Origin of the sequence: Candidatus Clostridium stratigraminis (assembly GCF_045310675.1) — a bacterium.
Classification (GTDB): domain Bacteria; phylum Bacillota; class Clostridia; order Clostridiales; family Clostridiaceae; genus Clostridium_AT; species Clostridium_AT stratigraminis.
On record NZ_JBJHZZ010000001.1, the window covers coordinates 739,457 to 757,103 of the forward strand.

The 17,647-nt window shown below is 32.0% G+C and carries 23 protein-coding genes; all 23 read left to right on the plus strand.

The annotated features are described in order from the left end of the window. Positions 1-884: 884 nt before the first annotated feature. The 23 genes from ACJDUG_RS03620 to ACJDUG_RS03730 all read left to right on the plus strand — a co-directional run bounded on the left by ACJDUG_RS03620 (position 885) and on the right by ACJDUG_RS03730 (position 17,620). Positions 885-1,292, plus strand: a complete 408-nt coding sequence (locus ACJDUG_RS03620; RefSeq protein ID WP_406768515.1) for a hypothetical protein — start codon at positions 885-887, stop codon at positions 1,290-1,292. A 53-nt stretch (positions 1,293-1,345) separates the two neighbouring features. Continuing rightward, the gene (locus ACJDUG_RS03625) at positions 1,346-1,831 is read left to right on the plus strand and encodes a hypothetical protein (RefSeq protein ID WP_406768516.1); all 486 of its coding nucleotides are present in this window, start codon (positions 1,346-1,348) and stop codon (positions 1,829-1,831) included. A 295-nt stretch (positions 1,832-2,126) separates the two neighbouring features. Next, positions 2,127-2,390, plus strand: coding sequence for a hypothetical protein (locus ACJDUG_RS03630; RefSeq protein WP_406768517.1), 264 nt, complete (start codon positions 2,127-2,129; stop codon positions 2,388-2,390). A gap of 93 nt (positions 2,391-2,483) precedes the next feature. Further along, on the plus strand, positions 2,484-2,942 hold the full coding sequence (locus ACJDUG_RS03635; protein WP_406768518.1) for a GNAT family N-acetyltransferase: 459 nt from the start codon (positions 2,484-2,486) through the stop codon (positions 2,940-2,942). A gap of 382 nt (positions 2,943-3,324) precedes the next feature. Beyond that, positions 3,325-3,816 carry a hypothetical protein gene (locus ACJDUG_RS03640; RefSeq protein ID WP_406768519.1) on the plus strand — a complete coding sequence of 164 codons (492 nt, stop codon included), beginning with the start codon at positions 3,325-3,327 and terminating at the stop codon, positions 3,814-3,816. Between the two features lie 455 nt (positions 3,817-4,271). After that, positions 4,272-4,445 (plus strand): hypothetical protein, encoded by a 174-nt coding sequence (locus ACJDUG_RS03645; RefSeq protein ID WP_406768520.1) that lies wholly within the window; start codon positions 4,272-4,274, stop codon positions 4,443-4,445. Continuing rightward, positions 4,445-5,008, plus strand: coding sequence for an ATPase (locus tag ACJDUG_RS03650; RefSeq protein WP_406768521.1), 564 nt, complete (start codon positions 4,445-4,447; stop codon positions 5,006-5,008). Before ACJDUG_RS03645 ends, ACJDUG_RS03650 begins: the two co-directional genes overlap by 1 nt. Positions 5,009-5,278: 270 nt before the next feature. Beyond that, a complete protein-coding gene (locus tag ACJDUG_RS03655) occupies positions 5,279-6,127 on the plus strand; it encodes a tyrosine-type recombinase/integrase (protein ID WP_406768522.1) in 849 nt (282 codons plus the stop codon). Continuing rightward, on the plus strand, positions 6,120-7,274 hold the full coding sequence (locus ACJDUG_RS03660; protein WP_406768523.1) for an IS91 family transposase: 1,155 nt from the start codon (positions 6,120-6,122) through the stop codon (positions 7,272-7,274). The genes ACJDUG_RS03655 and ACJDUG_RS03660 overlap by 8 nt, the downstream gene beginning before the upstream one ends. A gap of 369 nt (positions 7,275-7,643) precedes the next feature. Further along, complete coding sequence (locus tag ACJDUG_RS03665; RefSeq protein WP_406768524.1) at positions 7,644-8,207, plus strand: GAD-like domain-containing protein; 564 nt, start codon at positions 7,644-7,646, stop codon at positions 8,205-8,207. A 454-nt stretch (positions 8,208-8,661) separates the two neighbouring features. Next, positions 8,662-9,396: a class I SAM-dependent methyltransferase gene (locus ACJDUG_RS03670; protein ID WP_406768525.1), complete on the plus strand. Its 735-nt coding sequence runs from the start codon at positions 8,662-8,664 to the stop codon at positions 9,394-9,396. Between the two features lie 233 nt (positions 9,397-9,629). After that, positions 9,630-10,115 (plus strand): hypothetical protein, encoded by a 486-nt coding sequence (locus tag ACJDUG_RS03675; protein ID WP_406768526.1) that lies wholly within the window; start codon positions 9,630-9,632, stop codon positions 10,113-10,115. 235 nt (positions 10,116-10,350) lie between these two features. Next, complete coding sequence (locus ACJDUG_RS03680) at positions 10,351-10,851, plus strand: 2'-5' RNA ligase family protein (RefSeq protein ID WP_406768527.1); 501 nt, start codon at positions 10,351-10,353, stop codon at positions 10,849-10,851. A 393-nt stretch (positions 10,852-11,244) separates the two neighbouring features. Further along, positions 11,245-11,793 (plus strand): hypothetical protein, encoded by a 549-nt coding sequence (locus ACJDUG_RS03685; protein ID WP_406768528.1) that lies wholly within the window; start codon positions 11,245-11,247, stop codon positions 11,791-11,793. 234 nt (positions 11,794-12,027) lie between these two features. Next, entirely contained in the window at positions 12,028-12,456 is a 429-nt protein-coding gene (locus ACJDUG_RS03690; RefSeq protein WP_406768529.1) for a GNAT family N-acetyltransferase, read from the plus strand. A gap of 377 nt (positions 12,457-12,833) precedes the next feature. Further along, complete coding sequence (locus ACJDUG_RS03695) at positions 12,834-13,124, plus strand: hypothetical protein (protein ID WP_406768530.1); 291 nt, start codon at positions 12,834-12,836, stop codon at positions 13,122-13,124. Positions 13,125-13,410: 286 nt separating this feature from the next. Continuing rightward, complete coding sequence (locus tag ACJDUG_RS03700) at positions 13,411-13,599, plus strand: Imm26 family immunity protein (RefSeq protein WP_406768531.1); 189 nt, start codon at positions 13,411-13,413, stop codon at positions 13,597-13,599. 569 nt (positions 13,600-14,168) lie between these two features. Further along, entirely contained in the window at positions 14,169-14,468 is a 300-nt protein-coding gene (locus ACJDUG_RS03705) for a hypothetical protein (RefSeq protein ID WP_406768532.1), read from the plus strand. Next, on the plus strand, positions 14,465-14,590 hold the full coding sequence (locus ACJDUG_RS03710; RefSeq protein ID WP_406768533.1) for a hypothetical protein: 126 nt from the start codon (positions 14,465-14,467) through the stop codon (positions 14,588-14,590). The genes ACJDUG_RS03705 and ACJDUG_RS03710 overlap by 4 nt, the downstream gene beginning before the upstream one ends. Before the next feature lie 63 nt (positions 14,591-14,653). Further along, entirely contained in the window at positions 14,654-15,178 is a 525-nt protein-coding gene (locus ACJDUG_RS03715) for a hypothetical protein (protein ID WP_406768534.1), read from the plus strand. A gap of 273 nt (positions 15,179-15,451) precedes the next feature. Then, positions 15,452-16,003 (plus strand): SMI1/KNR4 family protein, encoded by a 552-nt coding sequence (locus ACJDUG_RS03720; RefSeq protein ID WP_406768535.1) that lies wholly within the window; start codon positions 15,452-15,454, stop codon positions 16,001-16,003. A gap of 205 nt (positions 16,004-16,208) precedes the next feature. After that, positions 16,209-16,502 carry a hypothetical protein gene (locus tag ACJDUG_RS03725; RefSeq protein ID WP_406768536.1) on the plus strand — a complete coding sequence of 98 codons (294 nt, stop codon included), beginning with the start codon at positions 16,209-16,211 and terminating at the stop codon, positions 16,500-16,502. Positions 16,503-17,095: 593 nt separating this feature from the next. Beyond that, entirely contained in the window at positions 17,096-17,620 is a 525-nt protein-coding gene (locus tag ACJDUG_RS03730) for a 2'-5' RNA ligase family protein (protein ID WP_406768537.1), read from the plus strand. The last annotated feature ends 27 nt before the right edge of the window (positions 17,621-17,647 follow it).

The following is a 17,647-nucleotide window of genomic DNA, read 5'->3' on the forward strand; positions in this document are numbered from 1 at the left end:
CTTCACCGGTGCAAGCACCCCAAGGGGGGTATTCCTCTGGGGTCCGGTTCAGGAACGTCGGCAACATGAAACGTTATACGTAATGCCCTAATTGGGTGTAAATTTGGGGTGCCTTAAATATTAGAAGTTAATGCTTAATATTGAAATAATGCTAATTCTACATCGCGAACAAGATTAGTGATAATATAAGCTGCCAGAACTTTTGTAACTTATAGGAGCTTAATGTTCAGCTCCAACTATCATCCTGCCGGTATCTCCGAAAAAGCAATGTTATTAAAGTTAGGTTAAGTTTCAGTTGTAGTGCCTAAGCCGTGTTTCTGTATATCTACTTTAGCAATGGCAGATTTTTGAAGCCGCGAAGGAAGTTTTGTTTAGTGAGAAGATTATATATCTGTCATAAAATTATATCATTAAAACCCGCGAAAAAAGATTAACTGAATATTGGTTGCCAAGAACTTTTGAAACTTATTGAGACTTTATGTTCAGCTCCAAATATTTTCTTTAATATCTACTAAAGCTATGGCAGCTTTTTGAGACCGCGACGAAAGTGTTGTGGTTATTGGAAGTTTAGCTTAGGTGGAGCTTTATATTTTAGTAAGTGGTACGGGCACTACATATAACAAAATATTGCCGTCCGCCTTGGTGAAAGAATTTTTTATATAAATAGTAAAAGAATATTATAATCTATATGGGCTAAAAATGGTTGGCTTGCCAAGCCACATTCCTTCACCGGCGCAAGCGCAGCCAAGAGGTATTCCTCTGGGGTCCGGTTCAGGAACGTCGGCAACACGAGACGTTAGCTGAAATCAATAGTGAGTGTAGCTTATAGGTGAGAGAAAAATTTAATTCCTGAAAAATTTATTTTAATGAGAGGTGATAATCAATTGAAACGTAATTATAGTAATATGGGACTTTCATCATGTATGGGTTCGAGACTAAGGAAAGAAGTAGAACGACAGTTACTTATTGATTTGCAAGTCTATGGCATTGAAAACAAAGATTTTAAATTTGATTGGTCAGAAAGCTGTATTGAAGGACATGCAATAAAATATCTAGATGGACATGTTGAGAATTTTTCGGGAATTATGATATTTGAAGAAGATGAGATAGTCGCAGACGGTTGGATGGAATTCATATATGATAAAAAAGGTGAGTTGTTTATAGTATACTGGGAGTTTTTGGATGTATTTATCGACGGTCGGGAAGTGGTGAAGAAAAATAGGCCGGGAATACCTAATCACATAATAGATCTACTACCAGATGATTTAAAAGATAAATATAGTCATTCTTAAGTAGGTAAATAATAATTTAATTGATTAGATGCTATTTAAATAGGAGAATGGTTATGAATAAATATGACTTAGAAAAGTATCAGCTTGAAAAAGCTGCTATAGATATATTTATTGAAATATATAACAAAAATTTTAACAAGCAACTAGAGATTGTACAAAAACAGGAAAGTCCTGATTTTTTATTGATGGACTCACATGGAAATCCAATTGGCATTGAGATCGCACATGTATTCTATGACCCACTTGAGGCTAAAATGCTTCTGAATAGAAGCAGTAGTCTGGTTCATGGCATAGAAACTTTTCAAATTTTTATTGAAAAGTTTAATGAAGTTTTGGCTAAAAAGTGTAAAGTAGGAGAAAGTTTTGAAGTAAGTTATCCATATTCACTTCTTATCAGAAACGCATCCCCGATTTTCACTTATGAAGATATAAGGGAGAGTACTAAATATATTGAAATTCCTAGTAACAGGTATAAGGATATTTGGATACTTAGCCGCAATAATTTATCTACATGGGTGCTTATGAAATTAGATGTTTAATTTTATAGAAAGACTTCAGCTAACAAAATGTTTAAGTCCGCTTTGCATGAAAAGATTGCAAAGCACACCTGCGAGCCTAAGATAAGAGCTATCTAAGGCTCTCGGCGTCTTGAACAAGGAACGTTATCTGACATTTTAGATCTATGAAAGTATTGTTGACGCAGTAGCTTTTTTAATGCTTTAAAATAAGTCACAGTTGTAATAAATGGGGAATAAGAATATTAGGAAGGCATATATTATGAAAATTGATAAGTATGGTTGGCGGTTCAATGCTGATATACAGAAAACTCGATTAATGTATAGCGATAGGTTAAAATCAATAATTGATGCTCATGGTCAATTGCCTGAATTAGTCAATTTCTTAAATGAATTAGGAATAGATATTGAAAAACCAGATGAATATAATTCAGATTTTTCTGATGTTGTATATACATACGTAGGAAGTGCAAAATCAGAAACTAATTATGAGATTGACATGTATGGAAAAGAACAATATATATCTATTGTGGCATACAATAAAAATGGTTCAGTCATGCTTGAAGTATTTGGAATGAAATGACTTTAAGCAAAATAAATTCGCCTACTACTAACATTATTGAACGATGGTATTAAAGTGCGAATTGAAGATTATTAATATAAGGTGATGCAAAACATGAAAGTAAGAAAAACGGTTAAAGAGGATATTGACCTCCTCATAAAGATTCGTATGGAATACCTGTTTGCAGAAAAAGGTGTATCTTCTTCTGAAGAAATGCAAGATATTAGAACGAAGTTAGAAGAATATTTTACTCAACACCTAAACAAGGGATTTATTGCTATCATTGCCGAAAATGAAAATGAAGTATTAGCAACTGCATTTATGTCAATCGTGGAAAGACCTCCGTTAATAGCGTTTTCAACATATCTTGTCGGTACGGTATACAATGTTTTTACATACCCTCAACATAGAGGAAAAGGAATTGCGACGAAAGTTATGACTGAACTTTTATCAGAAGCAAAGCTATTAGGCGTTGCCGCAGTTGATTTAATGGCGACTGAAGAAGGAAAACCATTATATGAAAATCTTGGATTTCGGGCATCAAATTATACATCAATGAATAAGTTCCTCTAACTCCTGTAAATAAGCATAATCAGATGTTGTTTTACTTCATAATTTTCTTATATTGTAATTTAGGCATAAGAAATTTTTTGGTGTTATCCTTGCGTAATTAGAGAGCAAAATATCTAAAACGTCAGATAACAATGCATTCCCGTTCGCTACGCACATCCTCCAGCCTAACCTAGACGAAGTAGCTCAAATATTAAGATAAGAGTTATCTAAGAATTTTAGCTAATTCTGTAAGGCTGGAGGACGTCGGGAATCCGAAACGTTATCTGAAATTTTAGGTCTAATGAAGTTTTGATTACGCATTTAGTTTTTTTGGAAAGCTTAAAAGATAATTCACAACTGTAAAAAGTCGAACAAATAACAGTGTATTGTAAGAAGAGGTGAAATGGTGAGAAGTGCAATTTTAGAAAAAGGCGAACACTACTATACACATATGGCTAAGGTCTTTAATGCCATAGAAAATGAACAGCTAAAGTATAACTGGCTTATAACTGATTGTGAATGTTATCCTGGGGATAAAAGCATTGACCAAATGTTTTCAAAGGAATACATTTGGATTTCAGGAGAACAACTTACAGAAATAATTAGCAAGGATGATTTTCAATTTGTTTGGGGTGTATTTTCTGGATTTTCACTAGAGGTTACTCTAGAAGAGATATTAAAATACGATTTGCCGTTTGCAGATGGGTATAAAGGCTTCTGGGTGAATAATGTAGGTATTCAGCATCCTTTAGCAGAAGTTGAAATTGTTTCATGGGATAGTTCCCTTACTTTGCTAATTAGTAAGGATGGTGAATTAGTTCAAAAATTTCGTAGTAATTTTCCACTGTCTGAAGATTTATCGGCCTTAAACACAAGAAATAATAGAAAAAAGTAATTCGCAGCATTAATTTATAGTAAATTAAATGAAAAGAGATTATCGAGGTATAGCAATACGCCTATAGAGAGTAAAAGACCTAAAACTTCAGATAACAAGATGTTCAAGTCCCCTTTGCATGAAAAGACTGCAAAGCACATCAGCCAGCTAACCGAGTCGTAATTTAGAAAAACTAACATAAGAGCTATGTAAGCTTTTCTAAATTCCTGTAACGCTGGCAGACGTCTTGAACAAAGGCCGTTAGATGAAATGGTATATTTATGAGAGTTTAATTCCGTATTAAATTTTCCGGGATATCTGATTATATAGTAAGGCTACTTATCCATAAACTCTTAATATGATATAATAAATAAAATACTAGACATAATTTAAATAAATGATATTGCTATAAGCCTTTAAGAACTAGTAAAATTAATAAATGAACATTTATAATGTAAATAATTGGAGGTATCATTATGAATGAAATAATCAAAGAAAATGATTTATATAACCAGTTTTTAAAATATTCATATAAAGAATTAAAAGAATTATTTAAAAAGTCAAGGACTAAAGAGGAGCAAGACTTCTATATGACTTTATCCAACATAGTATTACAAAGAGAACAAGATAAAATAGTAGGTAAACAATAATGCCTACTTACACAATCTTTGCAGGAGTTAATGGAGCTGGCAAAACCTCAATATATAGAACTATATACTACGAAGAAAATAAGTTGGAAAAAAGAATTAATACTGATGAGATGGTGGAGAGAATAGGTTCATGGCAGGATAATAATCTTCAAATAAGGACTGCAAGAGAAGCTGTGAAACTACTAAACTACTACATCCATACCGGAATTTCATTTAATCAAGAGACAACACTTTCTGGAAAAACAATAGTTAAGAATATCATTACAGCAAAATCTAAAGGTTACCATGTAGTAATGAATTATATAGGGATAGAAAGTCCTGATATTGCAAAAGAGAGAGTTAAAATCAGAGTATCTAACGGTGGTCATGGTATTTCAGAAGATCTTATTGAAAGAAGATATCATGAATCCTTACAAAATCTCAGGACTGTCATAGGTATTTGTGACGAACTAAATATCTATGATAATACTAACAAGTTTGAACAAATCGCTTATATATTTAATGGTGAATTAAAATGGAAAAGTGTTGTTCTGCCAAATTGGGCTAAAGATATTTTTAAATAATAGGATGGTATAGCTTTCGAATAAAATATAGCGAAAATATACCACTTCCTCTAACAAAATATGACCGCAAGGGCTGCGCCACAAGGGAGAGGCTAAGATAGGAGTTATCTAAGCCTCTCCCTCGTCGGTCATACGGAACGTTGAACTAAACCGCACGGAGTGCGGTGGATAAACAGTAATAATAGTAAATTTATAATTGAAATCATAGTTTTTTATAGATACTCCATTTAGTATGAAAGGTGAAAATCTTAATATTAAAGGAGTTTTATTATGACAAAATTAAGGGAGCAGTACAAAAGAGATCTTGAAATCAAAGGATTTAGTCCTAAAACCCAAGATGCATATTTACGGCATGTAGCAGTCTTTTCCAAGCACTTTGGTAAGTCACCTGATTTACTAGGTATTGAAGAAATTAAGGACTATCTCCACTATGTTATTACAGATAGAGGTCTTAGTAAGTCTTATGTGAATCAGGTATACAGTGCACTAAAATTCCTATACGAGGCAACTTTAGGAAGAGAGTGGAAAATGACACAAATACCGAGAGTTAAAAAGGATAAGAAACTTCCTCAGGTACTTTCAAGGCTAGAGATTAAAAAAATTTTGGATAGCATTACAAACCTTAAACATAGGGCTATATTAACAACAATATATGCTTCGGGGTTAAGGGTTGGGGAAGTTGTTAATTTAAAAGTCATAGATATAGATAGTAAGTGTATGCAGATCAAGGTTTGCCTTGGAAAAGGGAAGAAGGATAGATTTACTATCCTGTCTGAGAAAAATCTTATAGTTTTACGTGATTATTTCAAATATTATAAACCTAAGGATTGGCTATTTCCAGGAGATGATGAGTCAAAACATCTTACTGAAAGGACTGTTGAACGTGTATTTGAGAAAGCAAAGGCGAAAGCCGGAGTTTTAAAACCAGGGAATGTACATTGTCTAAGGCATAGTTTTGCTACTCATTTACTGGAAGATGGTACAGATATACACTACATACAGGCATTACTAGGACATACTAACATTCAAACCACAAACATATACTTGCATGTAACTGCAGCTAGAATAAAGAAAATAAGAAGTCCTTTTGACATATTAGACGGTGGACAGGATGAATGAACTTCAAGATATAGTGCATAAATATGGTGAAGAATATCGTAAAGAGCATAGTTTGCCTCTTAATCAACTTAAGGCATTGAGCTCAATAGAAGCATGCAGAACTTCTTTACTTGGTGGACATATAGATGAGTGTGAGGAATGTGGGCATGTTAAAATCTCTTATAATTCCTGCAGAAACAGGCACTGTCCAAAATGCCAAAGTTTAGCTAAAGAACAATGGCTTGAAAATAGAAAGAGTGACCTGCTTCCCATAAGATACTTTCATGTAGTTTTTACACTGCCGGAAGAAATTAATGCGTTAGCATTAAGAAATCAGAAAGAAATATATAAGATTCTATTTAAAGCTGCATCTGAAACTCTCCTTGAATTAGCTCGCAAACCAAAGTATATAGGAGCACAACTTGGATTTACAGCCTTACTGCATACTTGGGGACAAAACCTTATGTTTCACCCACATCTCCATTGCATTGTTCCTTCTGGAGGTTTATCAATAGACGGAGTAAAATGGATAAGCTCTAGGAAGAAGTTCTTTATACCCGTTAGGGTACTTTCTGTAAAGTTCAAAGGAAGATTTCTATACCTTTTACTAAATGAATACTATAACAATAGACTAAAGTTTGTCGCAGAAATAGCTGAACTAGCCAGAGCTGACATATTTAGATGTCTGATTGAAAGACTGCAACAAAAGAATTGGATAGTATACTGTAAGCCGCCAATCAAAACTGCTGCATATATGCTCCAATATCTCGGAAGATATACCCACAGAGTAGCTATTTCAAACAATAGAATTGAACATATAGAAAATGGTTTTGTAACTTTCAAATGGCGGGACTATAAAGATAGGAATAAAGAAAAACATATGACTATAAGTGCAGAAGAATTGATACGGAGGTTTCTAATGCATATTTTGCCAGAAAGGTTTGTTAAAATCAGACATTTTGGTATTCTTGGCAACAGAAATAAGAAAACGAAACTAGAGGAATGCAAGAAATTAACTGGTGCAAAACTTACAAGCATTAAAAAATTAAGTATGGAAGAAGTATTACTAAAACTAACTGGATTAGACATCCGAATTTGTCCGTGCTGTAAAGCTGGCAAGATGATTAGGAGAAGCAAAATTCTGCCATCAATTTGTTCACCTCCATAATATATTGAAAACTTAATAATTTATGTATTTGATTAATGGGGAGGGGGAAAGTCTATTTAAAATACAGGGAAAATATTATAATAGATACAAATTAAGTAACTAATTTATAAGAATTATGATAAAATTATGATAAGTAAATAAAATCAGAAGGGGTATAAAAATTATTGAAACCCCATAATGGAGGTTAGCGGTATCGTTCAACTGGAGTGTATCTGAAATTGAGTAGTTAAAACTTATAATAGGATACTGTAATTAATGCCTGTTATTCTTTTGAGCAGGCATTAATTTAAAATATGCTCAACTTCAGATACACTTCTAAGAGTTAGGTGAAATCGTTGTTTAAGAGATGGTTATTGAAGGGGGATTAACATGAAACATGAAAAATTTTTAAATAGTTATTTGCCTGATGAAAGCTGTAAAAGTTTGAGTACAGAAACTATTAGTAAATATAAGGAGATAGCTCCAGATATTTTACTAAGCTTATGGACAAATAACGGTGTAGGTAAATACGGAAATGGAATTGTAGAAATAATCAATCCAGAAGAATATCAAATGGTTTTAGAGATGTGGTTTGGAAAAGAAGTGCCTAATTATATACCATTTATGATAAGTGGATTTGGTCATTTATTTTATTATAGAAAACTTACTGTAGAAGATGAGGATGTTATATGTTTAGATCCACATTACAAAAAAACATTCAATTGTACATGGAATATCAACACTTTTTTCAATAGCTTCTTGTTAAGTGATGATATAATTAAAACTTTACTAAAAAAAGATTTATTTATTGAAGGTACAGAAAAAGTAGGAAAATTACATGATGGGGAAATATTATTCTTTGAACCAGCGCTTTGTTTGGGTGGCAGTGAAGAATTAAAATATATTAATAAGGGAAATGTAATTATTCATCACCAATTACTAAGACAAATGTAATATAATAGATAGCTTCAAATAGAGTACTATATTTTTGAAAACATCTAATAAAAAGGTGTGTATACAGCGACATCACATAACAAAATGTTCAAGTCCGCTTTGCATGAGGAGACTGCAAAGCACACCTGCGAAGCCAAGTGCGGTCGCTCTAGGCTTCTCGGCGTCTTGAACAAGGCACGTTAGAGGAAATTATTTATTAGTGAAAGTTTTACTTGATTTTATGTTTTTATTAATTTACGTCTAACAAAATATTGCAATTGCTTACTAGATAGATTTAAAAAACTTTTATGAGTATTTGAAAATAGTCAATGATAATAGATGTAAAATTCTTCATCCATAGCATTGTAAAGATTTACATAATATAATTTATAGCATAATTAAGCTAAATATGGTTTCCAAATAAGTATAAGGTTACGGTGTTAAAACTAGAGAATAAATTATTAGGAGAAAAAACATGGATAAATTAAAAAAAATATTAATTGGAGAATCTAAGAATTTAAAGGTTTTAGACGTTGGGACAGGCGTTGGATTTTTTATTGAAGTGCTGCAAGAAAGCTTACCGGGTTATATTAGTATAATCGGAATAGATACAAAGAAAGAGGTATTGAATAAGGCTGCAGAAAAATATAAAGATAATAGGATTAAATTTATGTATATGGATGGGGAAAAAATTGAATTTGAAAATAATAGTATAGATGTAATTTCTATTTCTAATACTCTTCATCATTTACCAAATAAAGAAAAGGTATTAAGTGAAATTAAACGAGTATTGAAGCCAAAGGGTATTATGATAATTAATGAAATGATTTCTGATAATCAATCTGAGAAACAACTTTCCCATGTGAAACTTCACCATCTTCAAGGAGAAATAGATACTTTAATAGGGATGTGTCATAATAGGACTTTTACTGTACAGGAATTAGTTAAAATAGTAGATAGTTTAAATCTAGAAAAGGTAGACATGTTTCAGTATAATACCCATGAAGAACAAGAAAAAAATCAAAACTTAGAAGAAGAAAAAGAAATTTTAGACCAATGTTTTCAAGCACTGGAAGCAAAAATAGAAAAAGTAAGTAATGTAGAGCAACATGATAGGTATTTAGAAATCTTAGAAAAATTTAGAAATAAGCTATACAATATAGGATTTTTTACTGCAACTGAATTGGTAATTGTATGTAGAAAAATATAACTATTCACGGATATAGATAAGGCGAAACATAACACTTCCTCTAACAAAACACTCAAGCTCGCCTTGGCTTGAATAGATAGCTAAAGCACATCCTTTCACCAGGCCATGTCTGGCTAGGTTCAAGGACGTCTTGAGTGCGGAACGTAAAACGAAATCCTATTAAATATAGTGCTAGCTTTAAGTATTCATCGGTTTAAATAAAATATTTTAATATAATACTTTCGGAGGTATGTATGAGTAATTATCCCAAAGATATAGAATCATTTCATAAAACTTTGTTAAATTTGAAGGGGATTTTAAATATAGAGAGTGGTATAGATAATTTAGGTTCCGTAGATTTAGAAATGTTAAAACAACCTGAATTTTCACATCTACCACATGCATCTCTTTTGCGAACAAATGGTGGATTAGAGAATGAAGTACTGATTCAATTTGAATTTTTAATAGATAACTCAATAGAAAGCTTACACTCATTAGAGTTTATATCTTGGTTTGTGCGTGATAGTGGAAGAGGAGGAACTAAGATCCAATTAAGACCCTTTGCACTTCCGCCAGAAACACCTTATGGAAAACAGCTTGGAAAATCATTAAAATTTCATATTGATCTATTTATAGATGGTATTGAGGGATCTTTAGAACCAGCATTTAAAGTAATTCAAAATCTAAATGAATCTATCAATTTGTATATAAAGTTGTATAATATACCACTAAAAGAATAGATATATAGCAAATGTATATTTCAAGAATAAGACTTTTTAGGATAGTGGTAGTTTCAAGTGCAGTGTCGACGGACTTTGCTTAACAAGGCGCTCAAGTTTGCTTTGGCAGTAAAGGGTCAAGCCTTTGAAGAAGCCAAAGCACATTACTTCACATCGAAATCCTATTGAAGTAACTTTTTATTTAAAGTTTATTTGATTGAGAAGTAAAGATTCTTACATAACAGGAGGTAACTAAGTGTCAGAAAAATTTCTATGTTTAATTGCTACATTTGATGAAGAAACATCAAAACGAATGATGGAAATCCAATACATCATAAATGAAGCAGGTATCATTGGCAAACAGACTCCCAATCTACCTCACCACATCACTTTGGCATATTTCGATACAGGTTATGAAAAAGAAATTAAACAGCTACTTCAAGAAGTATGTGCTAAATTCAAAAGCTTTGAATTGTCTTTTAGTCATATTGGGTTGTTTGGATTGAAAGTCTTATTCTTGGCACCAAATATAAATAATGAACTTCTTGACTTGCATAAAAAATTTGATGGAAATTGTATAGATAACAGTCAAAGCTGGACAGCCCATGTCACAGTATTAATAGATGAAGCTGAAAACATTCAAAAAGCACTTCCATTAGTAGCACAGAATTTTCAGCAACTAAATGGAAGAGTAGAAAGTGTGAGCTTATATGAGTTCTTTCCTACACAGCTTATAGCAGAATACAAATTACAGTAGCTAATAATAAAACCTTTTATAGATTTACAACTTAACTTTTATATTTTGTATTTATAATTAGCTTTATTTATTAGCGATAATTTCAAGTTTAGTGATAGCGGACTTCGCTTAAGAAAATTTTGTCGTACGCCTTGACTGGAAAGTACTTTAACGCAGATAAGTAATATATTTGAATGTAGTTTTCTAATTAAGATAATCTTGATAACATAGTCAAAGCACATTTCTTCATCGGCGCAAGCGCAGCCAAGGAGTATTCCTCTGTGGTCCGGTTCAGGAATGTCGGGAATCCGAGACGTTAGCCGAAATCTTTCATCAGTAAGTGCTAACTTAAAATGTTGTTTTGATGAAAAAAATTAAAATATATTACAAAAATCAAAATGATAGGAGACTTTTATGATGATTAATAGACATAGAAAAACACTAGTAACTGATTCAGGAATGCACTGCATTTGGGACCCTTGCTATTTTTCAAATATTAATAATTATGATTCATGGGAGAGGGAACTTTTAGAAGATGAAGATATTCTACAACATATAGATAAAGGAAAGTTTGTACCTATTAATATTCATTCGGATGGTGCATTTGAATTTGAAGTAAGAGTAGGTACTTCAGAAGTTTTTCAACAACTGTCAGAGTGTGAAAGAAAGTACCTCATTGTTTCATCTGAAGAATATCGTTTTGTAAGTAATGGATATGTTTGTATTAGTGGAATAGAGTATATTTGTAATAACCCGGATGAGAATATTGGGTGCTTGTCAATTGACAGAGGGGATTATAGTGTAACAGTTCATTTAATTGGTTGGGATGATGAACCTGGGATGAGAGAACCTGATGGAACTCCAAAGGTTGAAGCACTACCAGACTTCATAATTATTATGAATCCATCTCTAAATGAAGAGGAATATAGAGTAGATTTAAATACATTTCCAGACCAAGCATAATAATGTTGAACTTCGGCTAACAAAAAATTGCCGTTCGTCTTAGCCTAAAAAGGAGGTCAAGACGCACCTGAGACACTAAGCCATGTCTGGCTAAGTGTCTGTCTCGTTGTCGGCAACACTAGACGTTAACTGAAATCCTTTTGAAATAAGTGCAAATTTGTAGTAAACATTAAATTAAAGAATTTGGGCCGTATAAGTAATCTATAGCACACTATTAATAAAGGAGGTGTTAAAGTGCAAATTAAATTATTTGAACCCAAATATAGAGATGATATGATATTTATGATTTTGGAAGCAAAAAATACATTAGGTAGGATACCTCACCTAAATGAAGATTTACTTGACATTGTTGATAATTATATTTTAACTGGTAATATGTTTTGGGTAGCAATTGATGATAATGACAGAGTTATTGGAAGTATTGGAACTAATATTGTTTCCACGAATGAGATGTGGTTAAAAAGGCTTTATGTTAAATCTACATTAAAAAGGCATGGAATAGGGAAGAAACTTTATAAACATGCAGAAGAATTTGCTATACAGAAGGGAATTGATACTATATATACAAGATTCTCAGCTGATTATGTTGAAGCACAAAAATTTTATCTATCGATGGGATTTGTAGAAACAGCACCTTTTGAGATGGTAAAATATTTAAAATAAATCCTTAGATTGTTTCAAAGCATTATCACAAACGAAGCTATTTAAATATATAAATATTTAAATATTTGCTGGTTCTATGCTGGTTCAGCGTGGATTCTATAAACTGACTTAGTATAGAAGCTTATTATATAGTGGCACAAGAGTACAATTAGACAATCTACACAAGATTTTCAGGTGCAAAACTATGAAAAAAATTTTTATATATGCTTAAAGTTTGCTTGGTATTTCTTAATTACTGCTATAGCAACAACATATAATCAAACCTTTGGCTTTTCATTTTTAGTAATTTGTTCAATTAAATTGTTAATGGGCGATTACTTATTATCAAAATTCTTTAAAATAGTTACATCGCAATATTCGGAACGGAGGAAATATAAATGAATATAACTTGGGCAGATATATTAAATGGCATATCTTTGCTATTGGGGTATTTAGTATTTTATATGTTAGGTAGTAATATGAAAATAATAAGATGGGCAAGTCAAAAGATTGGTATAGCAATAGTTACCACTTTTATTGCTATAATGTTCAGCCTTATTTCAATGAGTATTATACGAAGCATTGGTATTAAAGGAGTTTATTATAATTTATTAGATGGATTTCTTATGGGATTATCATTTGGTGCTACTTTTAGTATATTTTACAAAATGAAAATAAAAGAAGTATAACAAGATAAATACGGAGCCTGCTTATATTCTTCATGAAAAGAGCTTTTGGATAGTTGTAATTTCGAGTACTGCGCTGGAGGACTTCAGTTAACAATACATTCCCGTTCGCTACGCACACCCTCCAACCTAACCAAGGCGAAGTAGCTCAAATATTAAGATAAGAGCTATCTAAGAATTTGAGCTATTTCTGTAAGGCTGGAGGGCGTCGGGAATCCGAGACGTTAGCTGAAATTCAATTGAAATGAGTACTAGTTTAAAGTATTCATTTATTTTGGTGTATTATGGTATGAGGTCTAGACTAGAGGTGTATACTTTGATAAAAAGAATTAAAATTGGAAACATATATGGGATAACATTGCCAAATGGCAAGTTTGCCTTTGGGAGGCTTTTGCGAGATGCAGGAATCGCAGTTTACAGTCATATAGGGAATGATATTACTGATTTACCAATCAATGAGGAAATCAGTTTATTGTAGGAATTTATAAAACGGATATTAATAAGGATTTAATCTATATAAAAAACACTCCGTTTGAAAGCGAAGAAAATGAGTGGCCTCCACCTTGGTATATTCACGATATAATTAGTGATAAATACGAGATATATTATAAAGGAGAAATATCACCGTCTTCTAAAGAACGCTGTGTAGGTTTGGAGAGAGCGGCTGTTTGGCATACTAATCATATAATTGATAGAGTTATGGGTGATGACAAATGGGGTGGTATTTTAGAGGACTGACTTGATTAGATACAATTTACAGCTTTATGCTCATAGGGTAAAATTCTATGAAGAAGAGCTAGAAGACAGCTGTAATTTTTAATGTAGTGCTAACGAACTTCAGCTAACAAAAAATTCCCGTTCAGCTTGGCTTGAAAAATACAGCCAAGCTACACCTGGGAAGCTAAGAAAAGAGCTATCTAAGGCTCTCGGCGCCTTGAACGAGAAACGTTATGTGACATTCTTACTCCTAATAACGTGAATCCCAAAATAATTAAAGAGGTATAAAATGGAATTATTTGATAAAAACATTATTAATGAATTTACTCAATGAAAAAAAGCTATACTGATAGTTTCATATGGTGGAGTTATGTAAATGTGAAATTCGACTTGCAGACGGCACTTGGGTTTGCTAAGTTTTTTTATCCAGAGGTAATAGAAGTAGATGGATGTTTCATACTTAAGGATAAGTATGATGAAGTAACTTATAGAAAGTTGCTGCAAGAATGCAATAATAATAAGACTATTATCGAAAAAATGATGAATCTATATGAGATTAGAGATTTTTTTCATATAAACACTGTGTTTGATGAAAATAAAGATGAACAGATTACTGCGCTTCAGATATGATAAGATTATTTTGGGGAATGAGCTTTAAGAATAGGTATTCAGAGAAAGAAATCATAATAGATGTATTTGAAGAATATGGCGGAGAAATTTTTATAACAGTATTCCAATCAAGAAAATCATAGTAATCAGAGAGTGCCAGGGTATTATAAGTTTTAATACAATGCATCATTTTCATGGAGGTTTAAATGATTATTGGAGCAGAAATTATTAATCAACCAGTTTCGGGTCGATATTTTGAAAAAGTTTATGACGTTTTAAATCCATGGAATTCTGGAGAATGGACTTGGATTAAATTTTTGAATGAAGATTTTAGTGAGTGGTGCGGAGAATTTAGGGGTGGAGCAAGAGGAGTTGCGATATCTAAAGCACATAATGCGGTTTTAGTTCTTACTTCAGATTCATTATATAAGCTAAATCGTATAAGTGAAGAATTAATAGAATATGAATCTCAAACAGAGTATCAAAATTTAACTGCCACACCAAAAGGCGATTTCATTTTATCAGATTACTATCATATATTTACTCTTGATTCTACACTTAAGAAGGAAAAGATATTAGAATCACCAATAGAAATGGATTATATTAAATTTCATAATTGGTCAAATAATAAGCTATTAATAACTTGTGATTGGTGCTGTAATTGGGATAAGCGTGTTGAATTAGAACTTGATGGGGAAACATTAGAAATTGAAGTAAAAAAAATTATTTGAGTACTCAAAATGAAGAAGCATATCTGTAAGTGATATATGTGGTATTCCTATAGGGTCAGGAAGAACATCACATAATAAAACATTCAAGTCCTCTTTGGCTTGAGAAGACAGCCAAAGCACATTCCTTCACCTGCGCAAGCGCAGCCAAGGGGTATTCCTCCGGGGTCCGGTTCAGGAACGTCGGCAACACGAAACGTTATCTGACATACTTGGCACAAACAAGATGTCTCATGTATTATTATGAATAAAGATATTAAATATAGGGGGGACTGTATGTTTTTTTCTAACAAAAAGAAAGATTACTTTTATTTACTTGAAAAACATTTAGAAAGTGGAGCGTACAACATTTGTGCTTGTGGAGAGAATGCTCCTTCTTTAAATGAAATAAAAAATTTTGATAAAGAAACAGGTTATAAACTACCTAATGATTTTAAAGAATTTTCAATATCATCTTTAGGTGGTATATATGTTGAGGTTAAAGAAGAAATTTGGCCAAGGGCTAAAGCATATGATGTTGGACCTTTTTGGTCTTTCTTATACGGTATAGTAGTATATGGCTTTTCAAGTGATATACCCGAATGGATGGATATAAAAAAAAAAGCTAACGATTTTAGAAATGAGACCGAGAGTGATTTCACTCCTTTTATGAAAATAATTGGCGATGCAGATGTATATTGTTTCGGAAAGGATTCTAAAATTTATCGATGGAGCCATGATACTAATGAATTTGAACAAATAAATAAAACATTTATTGAGCTGCTTGATTACGAACTAGGAGCCCTTGAAGATAGAAAAGAGAAGAAGAAAGAACAGATAAAGAGATAAAGTTTATTTTAGAGTTTTGTAGGCTGTGTACATCAGATAACAATGCATTCTAGTTCGCTTTGGCTTAAAAAGATAGCCTAAGCACATTCCTTTACCAAGCCAAGTCTGGCTAGGGTTCAGGAATGTCTTGAACACGAGACGTTAGCTGAAATTTGCCCCTAGTTTTATATGGGTATTCATAAAGGGCATTTATAGGGAGGTTAAAATGGGCTTTATATCAATAAAGAAAAAAACAAGAGGACTTAGGAGAAAAGTAAAAAGAATAGAAAAATGGAAGGCAAAGAACATTGAATTAGATATTGAGGCACTTATGAAATATAAAAAGGCGTATGTAAAGCTTTGGATACCTCCATTTTATAATCTTTTTCACATAAACAAGAATAAAGTTGGACACAAAAATCCTCCTCATTGGTTTAATAGGATTATCCTAAACGCAATGATAGATGTCTATGAAAGCTGGGAAGAAAAACTTATAATTGGGGGACCCCTTATTACTTAAAAATATGGCTCTATGACCCCAATTTTATAAATTCACAAATTGTTGTTGTTTTAGATTACAATATCGAATATTACGAAACTTTATTTGAGAAAGAAGAAAGGAAAATAAAGTTTCCTTCAAATAAATACAATTTAGTTGATAAAGAAATACTTGATTTTAATTGGGAATGCTACAAAGATCAATATGTAGTATTTCAAAGTGAATATCTTGATGATCAAGATTACCTTAAATATTTGGAAAAGATATCATACAGAATTCAAAAAGAACAAGTTTTAGGACTGGATGAAGTATGCTATTACGTTAAAGAAGGCAATATTTGGGCTGTAACATTAAAGAAGTAAAATGGCTAGGGTATTCCACTTGGGATGGGGGCAAACATCAGATAACAAAAAATTTCCGTCCAGCTAGGCTTGAAAAGACAGCCAAGCTATACCTGCGAAGTTAAGAAAAGAACTTTCTAAACTTCTCGGTATAGGAAATTAGAAACGTTAACTGAAATCCTTTGGAATGGATTGCAAAAAGATAAGAGAAGCTTAAACCGTAAGCAAGCAGCGTTGATTAATAATACAATGTGAATAAAAAGGTGAGTTAAAATGTTAAAAAGATGTATTATGATATTTCCTAAATTCGATAATGGACAGATAATTGATAAAATTAGAGACCAATATGACCCTCTTTCTAATCATGTAAGACCACATATAACTCTAGTATTTCCTTTTTACAGCGATATAAAAACTCCCGAACTAAAAGAACATATATCAGCTGTATTATCAAATATAACTCCGTTTGAAATTTTTCTTAATGGAATAACACCAACAAATAATTTTGGAAAATATATATTTCTTAATATTCAAAAGGGTTGTGAAGAAATCATTGAAATTCATAAAAGACTATATACAGGTATTTTAGAAAACTATTTTCCAGATTGGCTAAAGGATAAAACGTTTCTACCACACATGACTATTGGAAATTTTGATAATGAAGAAAAGTTTCAAGTTGCAATTAAAGATACAAAAAATATTACTGATTCTTTTAAAACTATTGTCAATGAAATAAGTGTAGAAGTCATTGATGAAAATGAAGAATCTATTATTGAACTTAATATTCCTTTAAAATAAATATTATAATTTATTTCGTAACAGTAA